We start from the raw sequence: 21,670 nt of genomic DNA on the forward strand, positions 1-21,670 counted from the left end.
CGAGTGTACTGCATAGTAATACACCATCCAAACGGCGAAGCCGCAGCGGGTATGCATTTCGGGGTTTTTGTTGGTCTCTTTGAAGGAGCATTGATATGAAGCGAATCGTGACGCGTCGCGCCGTGCTGGCACTGCTGGCCGCTGCAGTCGCTCCCGTCGTTGGCGCCCAAGGCACCAATGACCCGGTCCGGCTTGGCGTGATGCTTCCGCTGACGGGCCCGGCTGCACTGGCGGGAAGTTCCATCTTGGAAGGCATTCGCTTCGCAGCGGACGAGGCGAACGCAAAGGGGGGGGTCAATGGCCGCAAGGTCCAGCTTTTTGTTGAGAACGATGAGGGTTCGTCCACGAAGGGCGTGACCGCGGTGCGCAAGTTGGTCGAGTCCGACAAGGTGGTCGCCATCAGCGGCACCTATGTGAGTGCGGTGGCGCTGGCGGCCTCGAAGGTGGCACGCGAGTTCAAGGTGCCGATGGTGTCGGCAGGCTCGACCTCGTCGAACGTGACGGACGCGAATACCTCCGGAGACCCATGGTTCTTCCGCGCTTTCCCTGGCAGCGACGAGCAGGCCGAGCAGTCGGCGCGAGACATCGTGAAGAAGCTCAATGCGAAGAAGGTTGCGCTGATCCAGGAAAACTCGATCTATGGCTCGTCGCTGGCCGAGCAGATGAAAAAGGTCATTCCGCAGTACGGCGGTCAGATCGTTGGCGTCGAAACCTACAACCCCGACGAGCGTGATTTCTATTCGGTGCTTACCAAGATCCGCACCAGGCAGCCCGAGGCCATCTACATCGCCGGTCTGATGGACGCTGGCGCTCAAATCATCAAACAGTCGCGCGAAGCAGGCCTGAAGGCCGAACTCGTGGGGTCCGGTTCGATGATGAGCGACAAGTTGATCGAGCTGGCCGGCCCCGCGTCGGAGGGATTCGCTGTGTCGTCGATGTTCGAGCCTTCCACGCCGAACAAGGTCGGCCAAGCCTTCGCGGCGAGCTGGCGCCAGAAAATGAAAAAGGACCCCGATGTGTACAGCGCGCTGGGCTACGACTCGATGCACCTGCTGATCGAGGCAGCGCGCCGCGCCCCGAAGGTCGACGGAGCATCGATGCAGTCGACCTTGAAGGGAATGAAGGACGTACCGTTGGTCCAAGGTCCGGATGGAACTCTCGCCAAGTTCGACGACAAGGGCAGCTGCAGCTTCAAGATCGGCTTGGCTGTGGTGCGCAATGGCAAACGTCAGTGGCTCCCGTTCGACTGAACGGAGCCGACCGGCAATGGAATCGCTCAGTCTGTTTCCGCAGTTCTTGGCCAACGGATTGGTCAACGGCGCCGGCTACGTGCTCGTGGCCGTAGGCCTGACCCTGGTCTTCGGCATCCTTCACATCGTCAACTTTGCGCACGGCGAGTTCTACATGCTGGGCGGCTATGCGGCCGTTACCGCTTCGGCAGCATTCGGTCTGCCGCTCATCCCGGCATTGTTCGTGGTGGTGATGTGCATGGCCGCTTTCGGCATGGTGGCCGAACGCGTCGTCTTCCAGCCCTTGGCCAAACGAGATTCGAGCAACGCGATCATCGCGTCCTTCGGCCTGTCGGTGCTGCTGCAGAACGGCGCCTTGCTGGTATTCGGCGCGCAACCGCAGTCTCTCAAAACCGATCTCGCCAGTATTCCCGTGCAGTTCGGCTCGGTCTTCCTGACGGCCCAACGCCTCCTGATTGTCGTCGTCGCCGTCGCAATCGTCACCGCGCTGATACTGGTCCTTCGCTTCACCTGGACTGGTCGCGCGTTGCGTGCCATGGCTCAACATCCGGTGGTCGCGCACATCAGCGGCGTGAACGTTCGCAAGATCGCCGTCATCACCTTCGCCATCGCCGCGGCCATGGCTGGCGTCGCTGGAGCGCTGATGTCCTCGGTGTTCCTGGTACAGCCGACTTCCGGCGCCATGCTGGTGATGAAGGCCTTCACCGTCGTCATTCTTGGCGGCATGGGCAGCGTTGGTGGCGCTGTCATCGCCGGTGTCGGTTTGGGGGTGATCGAGGCGATGGTCTCAGGCTACATCGGCAACGAACTGCGAGACATGATCGGCTTCTTCCTGGTCATCGCGATGCTCCTGATCCGCCCACAGGGACTTCTGGGCCAATCCACGGAGCGTTCCTGAGATGCGTCGATCTCCAGTGTTGCTGTTTGCCTTGGGCTTGCTGGCTCTTCTTCCAGCGATGGGAGTGGGCGGTTACGTCCTCAACATCCTGGTGATGATCTTCATCTTCGCCATCCTGGCGGTGAGCCTCGATCTGGTCATGGGCTGGGCCGGCCAGTTTTCATTCGCGCATGCGGCCTTCTTTGGCATAGGTGCCTATACGACGGCGATCCTCCAGAGAGAGTTCGGCACCAGCTTTTGGGTAAACCTGCCAGCAGGCATGGTGCTCGCAGGGCTGTGCGGTCTGCTCCTCGGGTTGCCTGCGCTGCGGCTCCGCGGTCATTTCCTGGCGATCGTGACCATAGCGTTCCAGACCATCGTCTATCTCGCATTGACGCAGTGGAAAGGGCTTACCGGCGGTCAGTTCGGCATCGAAGTGCAGCCAGTGCCCGGTTTCGCCTCGATCGGCCGCTTCTACTATCTGGCTCTTGGTCTGAGCGTCTGCAGCATTGCGATCGGCTGGTGCCTGACGCATTCGCGCCTGGGCATGGCTTGGCAAGCAGTGCGCGACGACGAAGTGCTGGCGCGCGCGATCGGCTTGAACACGACGGCCAGCAAGCTCGCCGCGTTCGTGATCGCTTCGGCACTCGCCGGTGCAGCAGGCGTGCTCGTCGCGCACCACATTCGCGGCGTGACGCCCGATGACTTCACGGTGCTGACCTCCGCAACCATTGTGGCGATGGTCGTCGTGGGTGGGCGCGGCACGATCTGGGGCCCGTTGCTGGGCGCCGCTGTGTTCACCGCGTTGCCAGAAGTGCTCGGCTTCGCGGCGGATTACAAATTGATCATCTTCGGTTTGCTCATGGTCCTTATGGTGATCGTCATGCCTCAGGGCGTGTTCGGCGCATGGGTTGGAAGGACGAAGAAATGAAGGCGCCACTGCTGCGATTCGACACGGTGACGCGCCGCTTCGGTGGGCTTGTGGCGCTCAACGGCATCAGCTTCGATGTCAGCGACGGCGAGATCGTTGGTCTGATCGGGCCCAATGGATCGGGCAAGTCGACCCTCGCGAACATCGTGACGGGCGTGCTGCCGCCGACCTCTGGGGCGGTCTACATGGGAGACACCCGCGTTTCCGGCATGGCTCCCTGGCGCATCGCTAGAGCCGGTGTCGCGCGCACCTTCCAAATGCTGCGCCTGTTCCCGACCATGTCGGTAGCCGAAAACATCGCCTTGGCAATGCACCCTGGTCTGAAGACGGGATACGGCGCATCGATCCTCCGTCTGGCGACAGCCGGCCACGAAGATGCCGCCGTCCGCGCCAAAACCATCGAGATGCTGGCGCTTTTCAACCTTGAGAAGTTCATCGACCAACCAGCCATGGCGCTGTCGATCGGCCAGCAACGCATGGTCGAACTCGCCCGCGGCTTGGCCACGGCGCCGCGCCTATTCGTGCTCGACGAGCCGGCCGCAGGTCTCTCACCCCCAATGGTCGACCGCCTGATCGAGGTAATTCATCGAATGCGCGCCGATTACGGTGTGACGGTGCTGTTGGTCGAGCATGTGATGCGCGTGGTGCAGGCCGTATGCGACCGCGTGGTGGTGCTTGACTACGGCGAGAAGATCGCCGACGCGGCGCCGTCGGTAGCGATCAACGACCCGAGCGTGGTCGAGGCGTATCTGGGAACAGGACGAGCGAAACATGCTTGAAGTCAAGAACATCGAGGCCGGTTACGGTCGATCGAAGGTGCTGTATGGCGTTTCGTTCTCTGTACCAAACGGCGGGCTGACGGCCGTGCTGGGCGGCAATGGATCAGGGAAGTCGACCACGCTGAAGGCCTTGGCAGGGTTGGTTGTGCCTGCAGCCGGCGAGATCCTGCTCGACGGCCGCCGGGTCGACCGAGTGCCGGCGCATGAGATGGCCGGAAGCGGGCTCGTGCTCGTGCCGCAGGGCAAGGAAGTTTTCGCTGGCATGTCGGTGGAAGAGAACATCCTCATGGGCGCCTACCACCGGCGCAGCGAGAAGGCGCAAATTCGCAGGGACCTCGACGAGGTCTATGGGCTCTTTCCCAGACTGGTGGTGCGCAAGAAGGCGCTGGCCGGCTTGCTGTCGGGCGGCGAACGCCAGATGTTGTCCATCGGCCGCGCGCTGCTTGCCAAGCCCAGCCTGCTGCTGCTCGATGAACCGTCGGCCGCGCTGTCGCCGAAGGTGGTCGGAGAAATCGCGGACATCATTCGCGATCTGCGCCAACGGGGCCTTTCAATCCTGCTCGTTGAACAGAACGTGTCGATGGCGTTGGAGTTGGCAGACGAAATACACATCTTGCGAGAAGGCCGCGTCGCGCATTCGTGCGTGAACGGGACGAATGTCGACTTGGCATCCCTTCAGCAGTTTTATTTGGGCGCTTCCCCGATGCCCGCCGCAGCTTGAAGGTGCCGAAGCCAATGCGTTTCAAGGACAAAAACGTCATCGTCACGGGCGCGGCCCGAGGCATCGGCCGGGCGACCGTCGAGCGCTTCGTCGCCGAAGGCGCGAACGTCTTGGCCGTCGATCTCGATTTCGGCGAAGCGGGCGGCATTGACATCGTGCACAAAGAGAACGCCGCGCAGACGCACACGCTGGCGCTAGATCTTTCAGGTGACGACGCGCCCCGGCGCGTCGTGGAGGCCGCGCGGCAACTCGGAGGCCATGTCGATTTCTTAATCAACAACGCTGGCGTCGGTGGCTCCAAGGCACTCGCGCTGTCCGACGACGCTCTGATCGATCGCATCCTGGCGATCAACCTGCGCGCGGTGCTGCGGCTCACGCGCGACATGCTGCCCGGCCTGGCAGACGGCGGCTGCATCGTGAATGTCGCCTCGGTATTCGGCGAAACCGGCTTCCCGGGGTCCACGGCTTATGCAGTCTCCAAAGCCGGCGTCTCGCAGTTCACGCGTCAACTCGTGGCGGATCTGTCGTCTCGCGGCATCCGGGTCAATGCAGTGGCGCCCGGCGTCATCCGCACGGCGATGACTGCACACCGACTGTCCCACGACGCGGACTACAACAAGGCCATGGTCGATGCCACCCCGCTGAAATCGATCGGCACCGGCGCACAGGTTGCCTCGGTCATTGCCTTCCTATGCAGCGAGGACGCCTCCTATGTCACGGGCCAAGTCATCGCTGTCGACGGCGGCTGGCTGGCCTGCCACTCGCACGCCTGAACACCACCTGGCGATCGTCAACTATTCCAAGGACAACTCTGATGAATGCTGTTTCTCCTGTGATCTGGCCGAATGGCGCACGTTGCGCGGTTATGTTGGCCTTTGATTTCGACGCGGAGACGCTATGGCTCTCCCGCGACCCCGCCAATGCCAAGCGGCCCGGCACGCTCTCCCAAGGCACCTACGGAGCCAAGGTGGGCGTGCCGAAGATCGTCGAGACCCTCAAGGATGCTGGCGTGCCCGCTACCTTCTTTGTGCCGGGTTGGACCGCCGAGCACCACACTGACAAGGTCGAGTTGGTACTCAAGGATGGCCATGAGGTCGGCCATCATGGCTACCTGCATGAATGGATCGACCCGGATAAGCCGGAACTCGAGGAAGAGGTGTTCGTCAAGGGCCTCGAAGCGCTGCAGGCCACCGTCGGCATCAAGCCCCTGGGCTACCGCTCTCCAGCGTGGGAGACGAGTCACAACATGATCTCGTTGATCCAGAAGTACGGACTGCGCTACGACAGTTCCCTGATGGACCAGATCAATCCGTATCGCCATGTACTGGCGGACGGCGCGGCGGGCCCGATTGAGCTGCCGGTGCATTGGAGCCTGGACGATGCGCCCTTCGCGCTCTTCTCGATCAAGACGCCTCGCACGATCGTTTCCAACGAGCAGGTGCTCGAAGTTTGGAAGGACGAGTTCCGCGAGATCTACCGCTGGGGCGGTCTGTACTCGCTGACGATGCATCCGCAAGTCATCGGCCGACCATCGCGCATCGCAATGCTGCGCGAGTTCATTGCATGGATGCAGGGCTTCCCGAACGTCTGGTTCGCCCGCGGCGGGGAAGTCGCCCAGGCGTGGGCCAAAGTGGAGGCCCACGCCTGAGTTCCATGCAAAATCAAGAGTACGTGAAGCTGGACGGCCTGGGCTTGGCCGCGCTGCTGCGAGCTGGCGAAGTTACTCCGAAGGAGTTGATGGAGTGCGCCATCCGCCTTGCCCGTGAACTCGCGCCGACATTGAACGCGCTGAGCTACGAACAGTATGAAGCGTCATTGGCGCTCGCTCGTGAATGGTCGCAACGCGGGACCTTCCGAGGCATTCCTTTCCTGTTGAAGGACTCCGGTCTCGCATCAACGCGATTGGCGTCGAGTCTGGGTTCGGCGCTGTTCAATGACATGCGGTACACCCATAACGCGACCTTGGTCGACCGTTTCGAAACGGCGGGTTTCATTCCCTTCGCGCGGACAACCGTGCCAGAGCTCTGCATGGCGCCGACGACCGAAGCGCTGCGCAATGGCGGCGCTACGCGCAATCCGTGGGATCCGGGCCGTTCTGCTGGCGGCTCTAGCGGCGGCGCCGCAGCGGCGGTGGCCGCGGGCATCGTACCCGTGGCTCACGGAAGTGACGGCGGTGGGTCGATCCGCATTCCTGCATCGTGCTGCGGCATCTTCGGCTTGAAAGCGTCGCGCGGGCTGGTCCCGATGGGTCCCTTCCGCGGCGAAGGGTGGGGCGGTCTCGCTGTCGATGGCGTATTGAGCCGCACGGTGCGTGACACTGCCGCCGCGATGGATGCCATCGCGGGAGCGGAAGCCGGTGCGCCCTATGTCGGTCCGGTGTTTGAGACAAAGTTTCTGGCCTCGGTCGAAGAGGGCTTGACGCGGCCATTGCGCATCGGGCTGTGGCGCAAGCCGTTTGGCGACTTGGCGCTGGCGCCCGAGTGTCTCGCGGGACTCGAGGTGACAGCCAAGTTGTGCGCATCGCTCGGCCATGACATCGTCGAGATGGAGACACCTTCTTTCGATTACGACGGCTTCGTCGATGCGCATGCCGAGGTGCTGGCGGCGAACATCGTTCTGTCTGTTGATGCACGCCTCAAACTGCTCGGACGGTACTTGCGCGAGGAAGATCTCGAGCCGGCTATTCGTGATGGCTACGAAATGGGAAAGTCGGTGTCAGCGAGCGTGTACGCCGCCGCCATCAATCGCTTCCATGCCATCGGTCGCTTGATGGACGCGTGCATGCACGGCGTCGACGTGTTGATGACGCCTGGACTCGTGCAGTTGCCAGCGCGACTTGGAGAGCTGGCAATGACCGGAAGCTTCAGCGGCTTCCGTCGTCGGGTGGGTCGCTACTCCACCTTCTTCGCGCTGATCAACGCCTCAGGCCAGCCGGCGGCAAGCCTCCCGACCTACTGGACAGCAGATCGTTTGCCTGTAGGCACACAGATCATCGCCCGCCTGGGGCGCGACGACCTGATTCTCCAGCTGGCGGCTCAGATCGAAGCTACTGGAGCCTGGCAGCCCACCTTAGGAACTCCATGACGAGCACCGTCCTGATTCGACTCTTAGCTTCAGAAGACTACGACGCGTGGTCGTCGCTGTGGAAAGGCTACCAGCGGTTCTACAACGTCGACATCGCGGAATCTGTGACTGCACGCACTTTCGCCCGACTACTGGATTCCGTCGAGCCGATGCACTGTGCGCTGGCGGAGCGGGATGGCACGGCCATCGGTTTGGTGCACTTCATCTTCCATCGCTCGACCTGGACTGAGGGCGATTACTGCTACCTACAGGATCTCTTTGTCGATCCTGCAAGCCGCAATACCGGCTCCGGGCGCAAGCTGATCGAGCACGTGTACGACGCGGCCCGGCGACGCGGTGCTTCGCGCGTCTACTGGCTCACCCACGAATCGAATATCGATGCAATGAAGCTCTACGACAAGGTGGCCGAACGACCGGGCTTCGTGCAATACCGGCGAGCTATCCCTTAATCCCTAGTGTGCATCATCCATGACTCGACGTTTAGAAGGCCGCGTGGCGGCCGTGACCGGGGCCGCGAGCGGCCTTGGAAAAGCCACCGCGTTGGCGCTGGCAAAGCAGGGCGCACGTGTGCTGCTGTTCGACCGCGACGAAGTCGGCTTGGCTGCTACGGCTGCCGCGTGCCCTCACTCCGTGACCGTTGTTGGGGACGCCTCATCGTCTGTCGATGTGGCACGCGCAGCCGAAACGGCCCTTCTTACTCTTGGGCCGGTGGAGTTGCTTGCGGTAGCGGCGGGGATCTTGGGGCCCGCGAAACCCGCAATCGAACTGGCTGAGGAAGAATGGGACCGATTATTCGCGATCAACGTTAAAGGTCCTTGGCTTGCAGCACGAGCGTTCATCCCACAGATGCGAGAGCGAGGCCGGGGTTCGATCGTGCTGTTCTCGTCAACGGCTGGATTGATCGGTTCTCGCTTCCTCTCTGCCTACTCCGCGTCAAAGGGCGCGGTCACGATGCTGACGCGCAGCCTTGCCCTTAACCACGCGGCTGAACATATCAGGGTGAACTGCATCTGTCCGGGAACGATCAACGGCCCGATGACTGATGCAAGCTTCGCGCAAGCTGGCGATGTCGCCGCGCAGGAGGCTCGTGCACAAATCATGCTTTCGGGCATTCCGTTGAGGCGATTTGGCGAGCCCGAAGAGATCGCAACCGCTGTGCTCTACCTGCTCGGGGACGAGGCAGGCTTCACAACTGGCATTGCACTTCCCGTCGATGGCGGTCGCACTGCTTAGCCATCTGTCCCGCGTTTGCGGCAGCGTCGAACCAGTCATAACGGCCGCTGTGTTGATCGTGCTGACACCATTGGGAGTGATTGCCGCTGCGCGATCGGCCATCGACCGCGTATGCCCGCGAAAGAACAAGCATATGAGTGCGTTATGAATTTATTGTCAAAAGCACAGAGCTACGAGTAAGTAGCTGAATCTGGCCGGCTTTCGAGTACGGACCACGAACGCCAGCTTCGCGACTACCCCGGCCCAATCTAGCGGGCCAAAGTCGCCTAACCAGGAGAAACCCACATGAGCAGTTACCTTCTTAACCGTCGCATATTTCAAGTCGCCCTAGCGGCCGGACTTGCGATGTCCACGACTCTTGCGCCGGCGCAAACGAACCCCGTCGCCGGCGGCGTCCTGAACGCGATCATCAATCCTGAGCCTCCGAGCCTGAATCTGGCGTTGCAGCAGGTCCAGTCCACGCAGATCGTGGCATCGAAGATCTATGAGAGTCTCTTGATCTACACGCAGAAGCTGCAGCCCACTCCGGGGCTGGCGCGAGCGTGGACTATGTCGGACGACCGTCTGACCTACACGTTTCAGCTCCAGCGCGGCGTGAGGTGGCACGATGGAAAGCCCTTCTCTTCGGCAGATGTGGTCTTCACGTACAAGAAGATTCTGGCGAATACGGCACGTGCCAAAGCGCTGATGGAAAACGTCGCGGATGTGATCGCGACTGACCCCAATACTGTCGTCTTCAAGCTGAAGCAGCCCTACTCGGCGTTTCTATACGCCTTCGACATTGGCGGCGGGGCCATTCTTCCCAAGCACTTGTACGACGTGCCGACCGAACTCGGCAGGAACCCATACAACAACGCCCCCATAGGCACCGGGCCTTTCAAGTTCTCCAAATGGGAGAGGGGGTCGCACATTGAGCTGGTGAGGAACAACGACTACTGGCGCCAAGGCCTTCCGTACTTGGACGGAATCACGTACCGCGTCATTCCGGATTCCGCTTCGCGGCGAGTCGCCCTGGAGCAGGACACGGTGCAGCAGGCGGTGGCTAGCGATCTCGAGCCGATCGAAGGTCCACGTCTGCGTAAGTTGCCGACCCTTACCGTTTCGACGGCGGGATCGGAGTACTGGGCCCCATTGCAGTGGATCGAGATGAACAACTCGATCGCCCCGTTCAACGACAAGCGGTTCCGCCAAGCCGTGATGCACGCCATTGACCGAGAGTTTGTGGTCAACAAAATTTTCTTCGGCCTTGGTACCGTCGCTACCGGCCCCATTAACCACATGACCCGCTTCTACGACCCCAATGTGAAGCAGTATCCATATGACCCCAAGCTTGCCGCCAAGCTGCTGGACGAGATGGGACTGGTCGCTGACTCGAACGGCGTGCGAGTTCGCACCACATTCATTCCGATGCCTTACGGCGAGGCCTACAGGCGGTTCGGGGAATACCTCAAGTTGTCACTTGGCAAGGTGGGGATCGCGGTAACGATCGAGAACGTCGATGTCGGCACCTGGGTCAAAAGGATGGGGGACGGCGACTACCAGATGGTGGCTAATGGTGTCTTCCAGTATGGCGATCCTGCGATTGGCGTGGCGCGGACATACCTGAGTACGAACATCCGCAAGGGCGTCGCTTTCACGAACACCTCGCAGTACCGCAATCCCAAGGTGGACGAGCTTTTCCTGAAGGCGGCGACGGTTCCGGATCAGGAACGGCAAGCGCTCTACTCTGAAATCCAGCGAATCCTTGTCGAAGATGTTCCGGTCGCCTGGATCGTGGACGCACAACAGCCGGTCTACCTCAGCAAGCGGGTGCAGAACGCGAACATCACCGCACTCGGTGCCGCAGGTTCTTATGCCGAAGCTTGGTTGTTGAAGAAGTAGTCCACATGCGGAGGCCGTAATGAGGGCTTGTGCTCGTCGTCACACCAGGCAGTTCTCGCTCTCGTTGACCAAAAAGAGGCATACGGCAGCCACGCTTTCAGCGCAGATCGCCACCGATTTCATTGTCCGGATGATGTCCGTGCTGTCTGCACAAGAGCGCGCTGTTCTAGACAAAGCACTGGAAAAGATGATCGCGCTCATGCATGAGGACTTCGATGGTGCCACCGCGCACTGAAGGTCAAAAGGAACGCAAGGCGCCGGCCGGCGCCAGCCATCTCGCGAGAAGCGAGCGAATCGAAATCAATTGGAGATAGCAATGGAAAAACAGCAGGAGCCGCTGCAACGCGGCGAGATACTGGGGGCGGTGGAGGCCCTCCGCGAAGAGGCGGTGAGCAAACTGTCCGAGCTGGTGAGCTACCCCTCGCTGCTCGGACAAGAGGCCGAAGCCCAGGCCGCCGTCGCGCGGACATTTAAGCAGCTGGGTCTGGAAGTCGAGCAATTCGAAGTAGACAAGGAAAAGATCCGCCATCACCCCGGGTACTCACCATCGCTTATTGAGTACAAAGGTAGAAACAACGTGGTTGGCGTTCACCAGCCCAAAGGTCCCGTGCAAGGTCGATCGCTCATCCTGAACGGGCACATTGACGTTGTCCCTGTTGGACATCCCAAGCTCTGGTCGACTCCTCCGTTCCAGCCCCGGGTCGTCGGCGACCGCCTCTACGGAAGAGGAGCTGCCGACATGAAGGCGGGGATCGTCGCGTATATGACCGCGTTCACCGCCTTGAGGAACTTGGGCTACGAACCTGCAGCGACCGTCTATCTCCAGTCGGTCATCGAAGAGGAATGCACCGGCAATGGTGCTCTCGCCTGTCTGGTGGAGGGCTATACGGCGGATGCCGCACTCATCCCCGAACCATCCGATGAGGGTGTAATGAGCGCCCAACTCGGCGTGTTGTGGCTTTCCATTGAAGTGTTCGGGATTCCGGTGCACGCGGCGCAGGCCCAGGAAGGGATCTCGGCCACCGCCTACGCGCAGTACCTCGTCGAACAACTGCGCGAACTTGAGCGGGCGTGGAACGAACCATCAGCCCGGCATCCGGTGTACTGCAATCACACCCACCCCATCAACTTCAACCTGGGGCGGATCCAAGGGGGGGAGTGGCCATCGTCGGTCCCGACCCACTGCAAAGTGGATGTTCGCATCGGCTACTACCCTGGCAAGAAGGCGGCGCAAGTGAAAGCCGAAATCGAGGAGGTGCTGCGGCAGGCCCACGCCAGCCACCCGCAAGCAGCTGCCTTGCAGTATGAGGTGGGATACGGCGGATTCCAGGGTGACGGGCTGGTGGTGGATATGGAGCAACCACTGATCGCCATGCTAATGGGCTGTCACAGTGACCTGTGGGAACGCCAGCCCGCACAGCGCGCCTTTACCGCCACGACAGACGTGAAGTTTTTTCACCTCTACGGGTCTATCCCGTCGACCTGTTACGGGCCCAGCGGCTCCAGCATCCATGGAATCGACGAATGGGTGTCTATCGACAGCATGCAGCGCGTGGCGGCTGTTTATGCCCTGTTCATCGCCCGCTGGTGCGGACTGAACCGCCTGCACTAAGGAAAGAACCCATGACAGACACCAGTCTCCCGGCGAGCTCCCCTCTCGGGGCCTCTCATAGCAATCGCGTGCGTGTCGCACTGAGATTTTTTGGAAGCCGTGCCATCAAGTCGGCCATCGTGCTTGTACTGATCGCGGTGTTCAATTTCATCCTCGTGCGCGCCGCGCCAGGCGACCCTGCAGAAATCATGGCGGGACTGTCTGGAGGAGCCGACGCAGCCACGCTGCAACAGCTTCGACGGGACTTCGGGCTGGACAAGCCTGTCTCAACGCAGTTGTTGAATCATCTCGAAGGGGTCTTTACCCTCGACCTAGGCTATTCATTCCGACAGCAAGAGAAGGTTGCGACATTGATCTTCGCGCAACTGCCCGCGACATTGTTGTTGACAGTATCCGCATTTGTGCTGGCAGTGGGTGTCGGCATTCTTCTGGGGATCACGGCTGCGCTCCATGCGGGCCGGTGGAAAGACACCGCAGTCACAACGATCGCACTTCTGGTTTATGCGACACCGAGCTTTTGGATCGGCCTGATGCTGGTGCTGTTGTTCGCCGTCAAGCTTGAATGGCTGCCGCTCTTCGGCTATCAGACGGTAGGCGCAGGCTACACGGGGATCATGCACGCGCTGGATGTGGGGCGGCACCTGTTGCTTCCTGCCGTGACACTGGGACTGTTCTACGCGGCAATTTATACCCGGCTCACGCGCGCATCGGTCCTCGAGGTGCTGAACATGGATTTCGTGAGAACGGCGCGTGCCAAGGGGTTGAGCGAGCCGCAGGTCATTCGGCGGCACGTCTTGAGAAATGCCTTGCTTCCCATCATCACGTTTGCCGGCCTGCAAGCCGGCGGTCTGGTCGGTGGCGCAGTGCTGATCGAAACCGTTTTCGGGTGGCCTGGGATTGGCCGGTTGGCATTCGAGGCTCTTGGCCAGCGCGACTACAACCTTCTGCTCGGAATTTTCTTCGTCGCGTCGGTCTTGGTCGTGATCATCAACATGCTTACCGACGTTCTCTACACCCTGGTCGATCCCAGGATCGAACTCAAATGAACTCGTACCTTCGACTCTTCCTGCGTCACCGCAGCGGCGTAATGGGGCTTGCCATCATCGCGCTGGTTTTCGTTATAGCGCTGGGGGCAGGCTTTGCTTTCCCCAGCGGCCCGTGGGACATGGTGAACGCGCCGTTCACGCCCCCATTCAGCGACGGTTCGCTTCTCGGAACCGACATGCTTGGCCGGGATATTGCGGCCGGGGTCGCGCACGGTGCGCGCATGTCGTTGCTCCTTGGCGTGGTCTCGACCGTCGTGGCCCTTGTCATCGGAACGACGATTGGCGCATTTGCGGGCTACTTCGGCGGGCAAGTTGACAACCTCCTTATGGGACTGACAGAGATATTCCAGACGATTCCCAGCTTTCTGCTGGCGGTCGTCCTGGTGGCAACCTTCAAGCCAAGCGTGGCGACGATCGTGTGGACCATTGCCATCGTGTCGTGGCCTCCATTGGCCAGGTTGGTACGTGCCGAATTCCTCACGCTGAAGCAACGCGAGTTCGTGCAAGCCGCAGCCCTATCAGGCCAATCCAACATGAGGATCATCTTTTCACAGGTATTGCCCAATAGCTTGTCGCCGATCATCGTATCCGCCTCGCTGATGACGGCATCCGCCATTCTGCTCGAATCGGGTTTGAGCTTTCTCGGCTTGGGTGACCCCAATGTCATGAGCTGGGGCTTCATCATCGGGGCCTCACGCAGCGTCATGGCGGACGCTTGGTGGATGAGTGCCTTCCCCGGCTTTGCGATCATGCTGACCGTGCTCGCGCTGAATCTTATCGGCGAGGCGCTCACCGACGTGATGAATCCGAAACTGTCTCAGGCGAGAGGAAAGTGATGGACATGCGTGTGTCAAAACCGATATTGCAGCTTCAAGGTCTTTGCGTCTCACAAGCAGGAGGCGACCGCCGGAAAGTTTTGCGCGGCGTCAGCTGGGATGTCCGGGCGAACGAGATCCTGTGCGTGGTTGGCGAGTCCGGCTCAGGGAAATCTGTGGCCGCTCATGCCGTGATGGGGCTGTTGCCCAAGGAGCAGCTCCATGTGACCGGCGGCAGCATCCGGTACGCCGGAGAGGACTTGATGACGGTGAGTGCAGACGAGCACAGGGGACTCCGCGGCAGCAAGATATCGATGATCTTTCAGGAGCCGATGTCCGCACTCAACCCGATCATGCGCATCGGGGCCCAGGTCGAAGAATTGTTCGAGCTGCACACGCGGCTGACGAAGCAGGAGCGAACGGCGCGTGTCATTGATCTCTTTCGGTCCGTGTTGCTACCCAATCCCGAACTCATTTACCGCGCCTACCCCTTTGAACTCTCAGGGGGCCAGCGACAACGCGTTGTGATCGCCATGGCCCTGGCCCTGGAGCCCGACATCATCGTTGCCGATGAGCCTACGACCGCGTTGGACGTAACAACCCAGGCCCAGATACTTCGCCTGCTCAAGGATCTACAGCGTCGTTTGCAGATCGGGGTCGTGATGATCACTCATGACTTTGGGGTGGTGGCGGAAATAGCGGATCGCATCGTAGTCATGAGAAACGGCGAAGTCGTCGAATCGGGCACCGCTGCCGAGGTCCTGCGAAGTCCCGTGCAGCAATACACGAAGGATCTGATTGATGCCGTGCCCGGTTTGCCGCAGAGCAACGTCGCCCGTTCATTCGATTCCGAGCCGTTGCTTTCGGTCAGCAATCTTGAGAAGAGATTTGGCCGACTTGGCCAACGCCAGGTGTATGCGCTCAAGGGTGTTTCCATGGCAATTCGCGCGGGAGAGATTGTCGGCGTCGTAGGCGAGTCCGGCTCAGGCAAATCCACCTTGGGGCGGGTCATCGCCGGGCTGACGGTGGCAGATCAGGGCAGCATCAAGCTGCAGGGCACCGAATTAGCCGGCAAGTCGCTTCAGCAGCGCGGACTGCATCGCAAAGACATCCAGATGGTCTTCCAAGACCCGTATGGATCCCTCAATCCCAGGCATCGTGTTGGCGATGCGGTCGCACAAGGACCGATCGCCTTCGGTGCGGACCCGAGCGGCGCACGCCAGAGAGCACTCGAACTCCTGCAGCTCGTCGGCTTGGGTGCTGATTCCGCCAACCGATTTCCGCACCAGTTCTCCGGCGGTCAACGACAGAGAATTGCCATTGCTCGTGCCTTGGCGCTCGATCCGAAGCTGCTGATCGCGGATGAAGCCGTTTCGGCACTCGATGTCTCGATCCAGGCGCAAGTCCTCGACCTGCTGGTCGGTATCACCAGGGATTTGAACCTGGCTGTCCTGTTCATCACTCATGACCTGCGAGTTGCCGCCCAGATTTGCGATCGCATTGTGGTGATGAAAGAGGGCGAAGTATGCGAGACCGGGCCTGCGTCACAGATCTTCTTTTCTCCTCACCATCTGTACACGCAAAAACTGCTGGATGCGATCCCAGGGCGCGAGAAGGAAGCAAGTACGTCGAGTCCTGCGGAGGTGGACGCGTAGCCGGAAACTGCGCGAGCGCGCGGAAGCGGAGGATCGCCAGGACCAAGGCCGCTCTTCAGTTCTGGAAGCTCATTTGTCGTCATGATTCACCCCGAGGTTGGCGATAGCGTGGTGAGGCACATCTTCAGCGCTAAAAACGCAGGTTCTATGCGCTCGTCGCTTACGCACGCATAGCCGAGCAACAGACCCCGGCGCGTACCGCCCGTTCGAACGTAGTAGCGTGAGAGCGGTCGCGTCAGGACTCCGCGCACCTCAGCTGCGCGCGAGATAGCTACGTCATCGGTGCCGTCCGGCAGGCGCAGCACCAGATGCAGCCCCGCGTTGCTGGCTTGCGGGTCGAGATATTCGGGACCGAGGTGCCGCAGGATCAAAGAGACCAGCAGCGCCCGGCGGCGCGCGTAAACCACGCGCATGCGACGGATGTGCGCGGCGTAGTGACCCTGTTCGATCAGTTCGGCGAGTGCCAAGTGCGTGAATGCATGGCCTTCTCGGTAGAGGTCAGCATGCGCTGTCCTGAATGAGCCGGCCAGCGCACGGGGCAGCACCATATAGCCGACGCGAAGACTTGGAAACAGAGTCTTGCTGAAAGTCCCGATGTAGATCACAGGCGCGTTGGGTTCCAGCCCCTGCATCGCCGGAATGGGGCGACCCGAGAATCGAAATTCGCTGTCGTAGTCGTCTTCGACAATCCAGCTTCCTGCCGATCGCGCAAAGTCGAGCAGCTCGCGCCTTCGAGCCAGGCTCATCACCGACCCAAGCGGGTATTGGTGAGATGGGGTTACGAAGATCAGCCTGGGCGGCTTGCTGCGGTGGGGCCAGCCGGTGTCGTCGCCCTCCACGTGCATGGGGCGGATCACCGCCGAGCCCATTTGCAGCACTTTATGAAAACCCCAGTAGCCGGGCTCTTCCACCCATACCGTATCGTGCGGGTCGACCAGCATTCGCATACTCAGGTCTATCGCTTGGTGCACCCCTTCCGTGACTAGGATCTGATCGGGCTCGCAGCGCACTGAGCGGGCCACGCGCAGGTGCTCGGCGATGGCTGAACGCAAGGCAGGATGGCCGCCCCCGTGTGAATATGTCAACAGTTCAGGGCGTGGCGATCGCCAGAGCCGCGCCAGAATGCGGCTGAATTGGCGATGGGGAAACAAGGTAACGTCTGGAACCCCGGGCATGAAGGCGCCCCATTGCACTGGCGCCGCCGAGGCATTGGCCAACAAAGACTGCGCTCGGCGTGAGAAACGCACTGATGCGCTTTCGTCTTCCATGCCGATGGCGTTCCGGCCCGTGGCGAGGAAGCTCTCGGGTGTGATGTTGGCTACGAATGTGCCGCTACCAACCCGTGCGTGCACGTATCCCTCTGCCTGCAGTTGATCGTATGCGTTGACGACCGTGTTGCGGGACATGCCCAGCTCGCGGGCCAAGTCACGTGATGCTGGCAACAGGCTCAGCGGCTGCAAGCTGCCATCGAGGATTGCCGCGCGCAGACATTCGTAGACCTTGCGGTTGAGCGTCGTGTCAGCGGTGCCTGACATGCGTTGAAGCACGAGGTCTGCGCAGAGGGACTTCATGAAACTCGAATTGGTTCCAATCATTTTACAGAAGTGGACCTTTCACATGGGACCAATGACAGTTCCAATTCGAGCCAAAGGAGCAAGACATGACAGTAACGACACTCACCAACGCCGATCTGCATCAGCGCCGCCTCGCCTCAACCGCTCGGGGCGTCGGCGTTCTCACCGATTTCTTTGCCGCCCGCGCGCGCAATGCCGAAATTTGGGACGTGCAGGGCCGACGTTTCATCGACTTTGCCGGCGGCATCGGCGTGCTCAACACCGGACACCTGCATCCGAAAGTCACTGCAGCAGTGCGAGCGCAGCTCGAATGTTTCAGTCATACCTGCTACCAGGTCGTGCCCTACGAGGGATACGTCACGCTCGCGGAAAAGCTGAACGAAATTGCCCCGATCGATGGGCCCGCGAAGTCCGCGTTCTTCTCGACCGGAGCTGAGGCCGTGGAGAACGCGGTCAAAGTTGCACGGGCGGCCACAGGCCGACCAGCTGTCATCGCATTCTCGGGAGGATTCCACGGGCGCACGATGATGGGTATGGCACTTACTGGCAAGGTAGCGCCTTACAAGATTGGATTCGGGCCGTTTCCGGCGGAAGTTTTTCACGTGCCGTTTCCAGGACCGAGCACCTCAGTAGCGGACTCAATCGCCGCGATTGATCAACTGTTCAAGAGTGATGTGGACCCTGCACGGGTGGCCGCCATCATCTTGGAGCCTGTCCAAGGCGAAGGTGGTTTCCATGTCGCTCCTGCAGATCTGTTGCATCGCCTGCGTGCGTTGTGCGATCAGCATGGGATGCTGCTCATCGCGGACGAAATCCAGTCCGGTTTCGGCCGCACAGGCAAGTGGTTCGCAGTCGAACACAGTGGCGTGCACCCTGACCTGATCGTTGTGGCAAAGAGCCTTGCGGGCGGCTACCCACTTTCAGCCTTGATTGGCAAGGCGGCCGTATTGGACTCGGCGGCTCCTGGCGGCCTAGGTGGAACCTACGCGGGCAACCCAGTTGCCATTGCGGCCTCCCATGCCGTGATCGAGGTGATGAATGAGGAGGGATTGCTCAAGCGCTCAACAGCGTTGGGCGAACGCTTGGTGACGCATCTCGAGCTATTGCGTCCGCGTGCACCTCAACTGGCAGAAGTCCGGGGCTTGGGTAGTATGGTTGCGGTGGAATTTTGTGAGGACGGAAATGAGATGCGACGCCCAGATGCCGCCTTCGCGAAGCGGGTTCAGCAGGCTGCGCTTGACGCTGGGGTGATCCTGCTGACCTGCGGCTCGGGAGGCAACGTGATCCGCTTTCTCTATCCGCTGACCATCGAAGATGCAACGTTTGACGAAGCTTTGACGATCGTTGGGAACGCGATTCTGGGCGCTGTGCAATGAGTAGCGAGTCTTGCATGCTCTCTCTCCCGTTCGAGCCTTCCGACCTTGCCTTGATTCGCGACCGGGCGATGATCGGCGGAACTTGGGTGTCTGCCAGTGACGGGGCCAAGTTTGCTGTTTGCGATCCTGCAACCGGTAAGCACTTGGCCCAAGTCGCCGACTGCGGCGCCGAAGATGCGGAGCGCGCAATAGAAGCCGCGCGTATCGCGCTGCCAGGATGGCGTTCGCGTCCGGCTAAGGAGCGGGCGAACCTGCTGCGTTGCTGGTTCGACCTCATCGTCTCCCATGGCGAGGATCTCGCGAGGTTGATGACCGCGGAGCAGGGAAAGCCACTTGCGGAAGCTCGTGGCGAAGTGGCTTATGGAGCAAGCTTTGTGGAGTGGTTTTCGGAGGAGGCCAAGCGCATCGCCGGCGAAACGTTGGCCTCCACTTGGGCTGACAAGCGCCAATGGGTGTCGCGCGAGCCCATCGGTGTCTGCGCCGCCATAACGCCGTGGAACTTTCCGATCGCGATGATCACGCGCAAGGTGGGCCCGGCCCTGGCTGCAGGATGCACGATTGTGGTCAAGCCCGCCGAACAAACACCGCTCTGCGCATTGGCGCTGGCCGAGCTCGCGACACGTGCCGGGATTCCCCCGGGGGTGCTGAACATCGTCACGGCGGGGCCCGCGAGGTCCGTGGAAGTGGGGATGGCGCTTTGTGCCAGTTCCACGGTGCGCAAACTCTCGTTTACCGGTTCCACGCCGGTTGGCCGCATTCTGATGCAGCAATGCGCGCCGACCATCAAGAAGCTGTCCTTGGAGCTCGGCGGGCTTGCGCCTTTCATCGTATTTGAAGACGCTGACATCGATGCCGCCGTTGAGGGTGCCTTGGTGTCGAAGTACCGTAACGCGGGCCAGACCTGCGTATGCACGAACCGCTTCTATGTCCACCGCAGTGTTTATGACGAGTTCGTAGCCAAACTCAGTATCCGGTCCACAGCGCTCAAAGTCGGCAATGGCTTCGATGAAGGCGTTCAAATAGGCCCATTGATCGATGCAAGCGCCGTGGACAAGGTCGACGAGCATGTTCGAGATGCGCTAGCTCACGGAGGTCGCGTACTCTGTGGTGGGCGAACGTTGGAAGGCCTGCTGTATGCGCCCACTGTTATTGCGGACGCCAGCGCGGCAATGCTGGTTGCCCGCGAGGAGACTTTCGGGCCGCTCGCGGCGGTGATCCCATTCGACACGGAGCAGGAGGTCGTTGCAGCTGCTAACGCAACTGAGTTCGGGCTGGCCAGCTACTTTTACAGCCGTGACCTGTCGCGCGCCATACGAGTGTCAGAGGCGTTGGAGTACGGCATGGTCGGCATCAATACCGGTTTGATCTCGAACGAAGTTGCGCCATTTGGTGGCGTCAAGCAGTCTGGGCTGGGCCGAGAAGGATCTCGCCACGGCATCGACGAATACCTCGAAATGAAGTACGTCTGCGCCGGGATCGGTTGACTATGGTGACAACTCAAGAATCGAGATGACGTCGCTGCGGGCTGGGAGATGTCCGCAGTCCCGGCAAAGTTCGCGTGCGCTACGGCTCCGAATCTCCCGATCGGGATTCATAGCGTTTTCGTCTTGAGCCGGGAGCTTTGGGGGATAAAAATCGATGGACTACCTCGATGTTGCGCTTTCGCGTCCGAACTTCGCTCGCGGCTTACGTCGCAAATCTCACCTGCGCTGAACAGCTCGACGAGGCGTCATGATTGAAATGAGGCATCTACGCTGTTTTATCGCCGTCGCGGAGGAACTGAACTTCCGTCGTGCTGCCGAGCGGGTGCATATCGACCAGACTCCGTTATCGCGCACCATTCGTGACCTGGAGGACCGACTGGGGGTGAAGTTGTTCGTTCGGGCGCAGAGGAAACTACATCTGACGCCCTCCGGGCAACTGCTGTTGAAAGAGGCCCGCGACATCTTTGTTCAAATTGAACGCGCCTATCGTGCGGTGAGAGAAACCGACGCATGCTACCGGGCGCCGCTTCGCATCGGCGTCGCGGACGGAATCGCCCAACCCAAACTCTCCAGGTGCTTCGCCAACTGGCGGGCCTTGGCATCCAGCATCCCGCTCGACATTGCCGAGATGCGTGCGGCCGAGTTGCTGGCTGCGTTGCGACGCGAGGAACTCGATGTCGGATTCTCCTTCGGTTTGGCCGACGATGAGGCTGTCGTTCAAGAGGTGGCATGGTCCTATCCGTTGGTTGCATTGCTCCCGCCCGGTCACGAACTGGCGATGCGTGACGCCCTGCCGATCTCTGAACTCCTGGCGTTCCCGATGATCGCCTTTCACCCCGACCGTCTGCCCGGGTTGCGCCGTCAGACGGACGCTGTGTGTCGGCATTGCACGGCAAACCCCATCATCGCTGGCGAAGCTAGGACACTCGCGGGCTACATCACCCGTGTGGCCGCAGGACTGGGAGTTGGAGTCGCAGATGCCGGCCATATGGAAACCCTGCGGCGTTCTGACGTGGTGTCCGTACCTTTGGCCGAGGACATGCGTGTCATCACGTACGTGCTGTACAAGTCTGAGAGCTACGATTTGCACGACGGTCTGCAACGCTTTTTGGCGCATGCCAAGACGCAGCATTGAACCGTGTGACGCGCTGTATTTGGCGCGACGCGACCTCGCGCCAACGGCGTTGGACAAGTCCGCGGTCATCTGAAATGCTATCGGCCGCCTGTTAGGCCGCGATCCTTCGCGCTCGGCCGTCGACAGGCTCAAAGCCACAACAACACACCCGACCAAGTACGCCGCGCCACGCTCGCGTGGGTGTGCGCGGCGGCACTTCCAATCCAGACTTCAGAGC

General features: G+C 60.8%; 20 protein-coding genes. 18 read left to right on the plus strand and 2 right to left on the minus strand.

Annotation, left to right across the window (positions count from 1 at the left end):
- The first annotated feature begins 122 nt into the window (after positions 1–122).
- From ACZYSP_RS15475 to ACZYSP_RS15525, 11 genes are all read left to right on the plus strand, one after another.
- Entirely contained in the window at positions 123–1,250 is a 1,128-nt protein-coding gene (locus ACZYSP_RS15475; protein ID WP_489015088.1) for an ABC transporter substrate-binding protein, read from the plus strand.
- Positions 1,251–1,266: 16 nt separating this feature from the next.
- Positions 1,267–2,148, plus strand: coding sequence for a branched-chain amino acid ABC transporter permease (locus tag ACZYSP_RS15480; RefSeq protein WP_489015090.1), 882 nt, complete (start codon positions 1,267–1,269; stop codon positions 2,146–2,148).
- Between the two features lies 1 nt (position 2,149).
- Positions 2,150–3,058, plus strand: coding sequence for a branched-chain amino acid ABC transporter permease (locus ACZYSP_RS15485; protein WP_489015092.1), 909 nt, complete (start codon positions 2,150–2,152; stop codon positions 3,056–3,058).
- Positions 3,055–3,837, plus strand: a complete 783-nt coding sequence (locus ACZYSP_RS15490) for an ABC transporter ATP-binding protein (protein ID WP_489015094.1) — start codon at positions 3,055–3,057, stop codon at positions 3,835–3,837. The genes ACZYSP_RS15485 and ACZYSP_RS15490 overlap by 4 nt, the downstream gene beginning before the upstream one ends.
- Positions 3,830–4,558 carry an ABC transporter ATP-binding protein gene (locus ACZYSP_RS15495; protein ID WP_489015096.1) on the plus strand — a complete coding sequence of 243 codons (729 nt, stop codon included), beginning with the start codon at positions 3,830–3,832 and terminating at the stop codon, positions 4,556–4,558. Before ACZYSP_RS15490 ends, ACZYSP_RS15495 begins: the two co-directional genes overlap by 8 nt.
- 14 nt (positions 4,559–4,572) lie before the next feature.
- The gene (locus ACZYSP_RS15500; RefSeq protein ID WP_489015098.1) at positions 4,573–5,331 is read left to right on the plus strand and encodes an SDR family NAD(P)-dependent oxidoreductase; all 759 of its coding nucleotides are present in this window, start codon (positions 4,573–4,575) and stop codon (positions 5,329–5,331) included.
- A 41-nt stretch (positions 5,332–5,372) separates the two neighbouring features.
- A complete protein-coding gene (locus ACZYSP_RS15505) occupies positions 5,373–6,206 on the plus strand; it encodes a polysaccharide deacetylase family protein (protein ID WP_489015100.1) in 834 nt (277 codons plus the stop codon).
- Between the two features lie 5 nt (positions 6,207–6,211).
- Entirely contained in the window at positions 6,212–7,642 is a 1,431-nt protein-coding gene (locus tag ACZYSP_RS15510; protein ID WP_489015102.1) for an amidase, read from the plus strand.
- Positions 7,639–8,091, plus strand: coding sequence for a GNAT family N-acetyltransferase (locus ACZYSP_RS15515; RefSeq protein WP_489015104.1), 453 nt, complete (start codon positions 7,639–7,641; stop codon positions 8,089–8,091). The genes ACZYSP_RS15510 and ACZYSP_RS15515 overlap by 4 nt, the downstream gene beginning before the upstream one ends.
- Positions 8,092–8,110: 19 nt before the next feature.
- Positions 8,111–8,875, plus strand: coding sequence for an SDR family NAD(P)-dependent oxidoreductase (locus tag ACZYSP_RS15520; RefSeq protein WP_018904352.1), 765 nt, complete (start codon positions 8,111–8,113; stop codon positions 8,873–8,875).
- A 285-nt stretch (positions 8,876–9,160) separates the two neighbouring features.
- A complete protein-coding gene (locus ACZYSP_RS15525) occupies positions 9,161–10,756 on the plus strand; it encodes an ABC transporter substrate-binding protein (protein ID WP_489015107.1) in 1,596 nt (531 codons plus the stop codon).
- Between the two features lie 39 nt (positions 10,757–10,795).
- Here the strand turns inward: ACZYSP_RS15525 and ACZYSP_RS15530 are convergent, their stop codons facing one another.
- The gene (locus tag ACZYSP_RS15530; RefSeq protein ID WP_489015109.1) at positions 10,796–10,957 is read right to left on the minus strand and encodes a hypothetical protein; all 162 of its coding nucleotides are present in this window, start codon (positions 10,955–10,957) and stop codon (positions 10,796–10,798) included.
- Between the two features lie 115 nt (positions 10,958–11,072).
- Here ACZYSP_RS15530 and ACZYSP_RS15535 point away from each other — a divergent pair, with 115 nt between their 5' ends.
- The 4 genes from ACZYSP_RS15535 to ACZYSP_RS15550 are packed head-to-tail and all read left to right on the plus strand — an operon-like array spanning position 11,073 to position 15,884.
- Complete coding sequence (locus ACZYSP_RS15535; RefSeq protein ID WP_489015111.1) at positions 11,073–12,368, plus strand: ArgE/DapE family deacylase; 1,296 nt, start codon at positions 11,073–11,075, stop codon at positions 12,366–12,368.
- Between the two features lie 11 nt (positions 12,369–12,379).
- Complete coding sequence (locus ACZYSP_RS15540) at positions 12,380–13,414, plus strand: ABC transporter permease (RefSeq protein WP_018904347.1); 1,035 nt, start codon at positions 12,380–12,382, stop codon at positions 13,412–13,414.
- Complete coding sequence (locus ACZYSP_RS15545; protein ID WP_018904346.1) at positions 13,411–14,250, plus strand: ABC transporter permease; 840 nt, start codon at positions 13,411–13,413, stop codon at positions 14,248–14,250. Before ACZYSP_RS15540 ends, ACZYSP_RS15545 begins: the two co-directional genes overlap by 4 nt.
- The gene (locus ACZYSP_RS15550) at positions 14,250–15,884 is read left to right on the plus strand and encodes a dipeptide ABC transporter ATP-binding protein (RefSeq protein WP_489015114.1); all 1,635 of its coding nucleotides are present in this window, start codon (positions 14,250–14,252) and stop codon (positions 15,882–15,884) included. The genes ACZYSP_RS15545 and ACZYSP_RS15550 overlap by 1 nt, the downstream gene beginning before the upstream one ends.
- 86 nt (positions 15,885–15,970) lie before the next feature.
- Here the strand turns inward: ACZYSP_RS15550 and pdxR are convergent, their stop codons facing one another.
- The gene (gene pdxR, locus ACZYSP_RS15555) at positions 15,971–17,455 is read right to left on the minus strand and encodes a MocR-like pyridoxine biosynthesis transcription factor PdxR (protein ID WP_489015116.1); all 1,485 of its coding nucleotides are present in this window, start codon (positions 17,453–17,455) and stop codon (positions 15,971–15,973) included.
- 89 nt (positions 17,456–17,544) lie between these two features.
- Between pdxR and gabT the strand changes: the two genes are divergently transcribed.
- The 3 genes from gabT to ACZYSP_RS15570 all read left to right on the plus strand — a co-directional run bounded on the left by gabT (position 17,545) and on the right by ACZYSP_RS15570 (position 21,453).
- On the plus strand, positions 17,545–18,834 hold the full coding sequence (gene gabT, locus ACZYSP_RS15560; protein ID WP_489015118.1) for a 4-aminobutyrate--2-oxoglutarate transaminase: 1,290 nt from the start codon (positions 17,545–17,547) through the stop codon (positions 18,832–18,834).
- Positions 18,835–18,848: 14 nt separating this feature from the next.
- The gene (locus tag ACZYSP_RS15565) at positions 18,849–20,318 is read left to right on the plus strand and encodes an NAD-dependent succinate-semialdehyde dehydrogenase (RefSeq protein WP_489015120.1); all 1,470 of its coding nucleotides are present in this window, start codon (positions 18,849–18,851) and stop codon (positions 20,316–20,318) included.
- A gap of 247 nt (positions 20,319–20,565) precedes the next feature.
- Positions 20,566–21,453, plus strand: a complete 888-nt coding sequence (locus ACZYSP_RS15570) for a LysR family transcriptional regulator (protein WP_489015122.1) — start codon at positions 20,566–20,568, stop codon at positions 21,451–21,453.
- Positions 21,454–21,670: the final 217 nt, after the last annotated feature.

The sequence above is a fragment of the Variovorax sp. F042 genome (genome assembly GCF_057814215.1).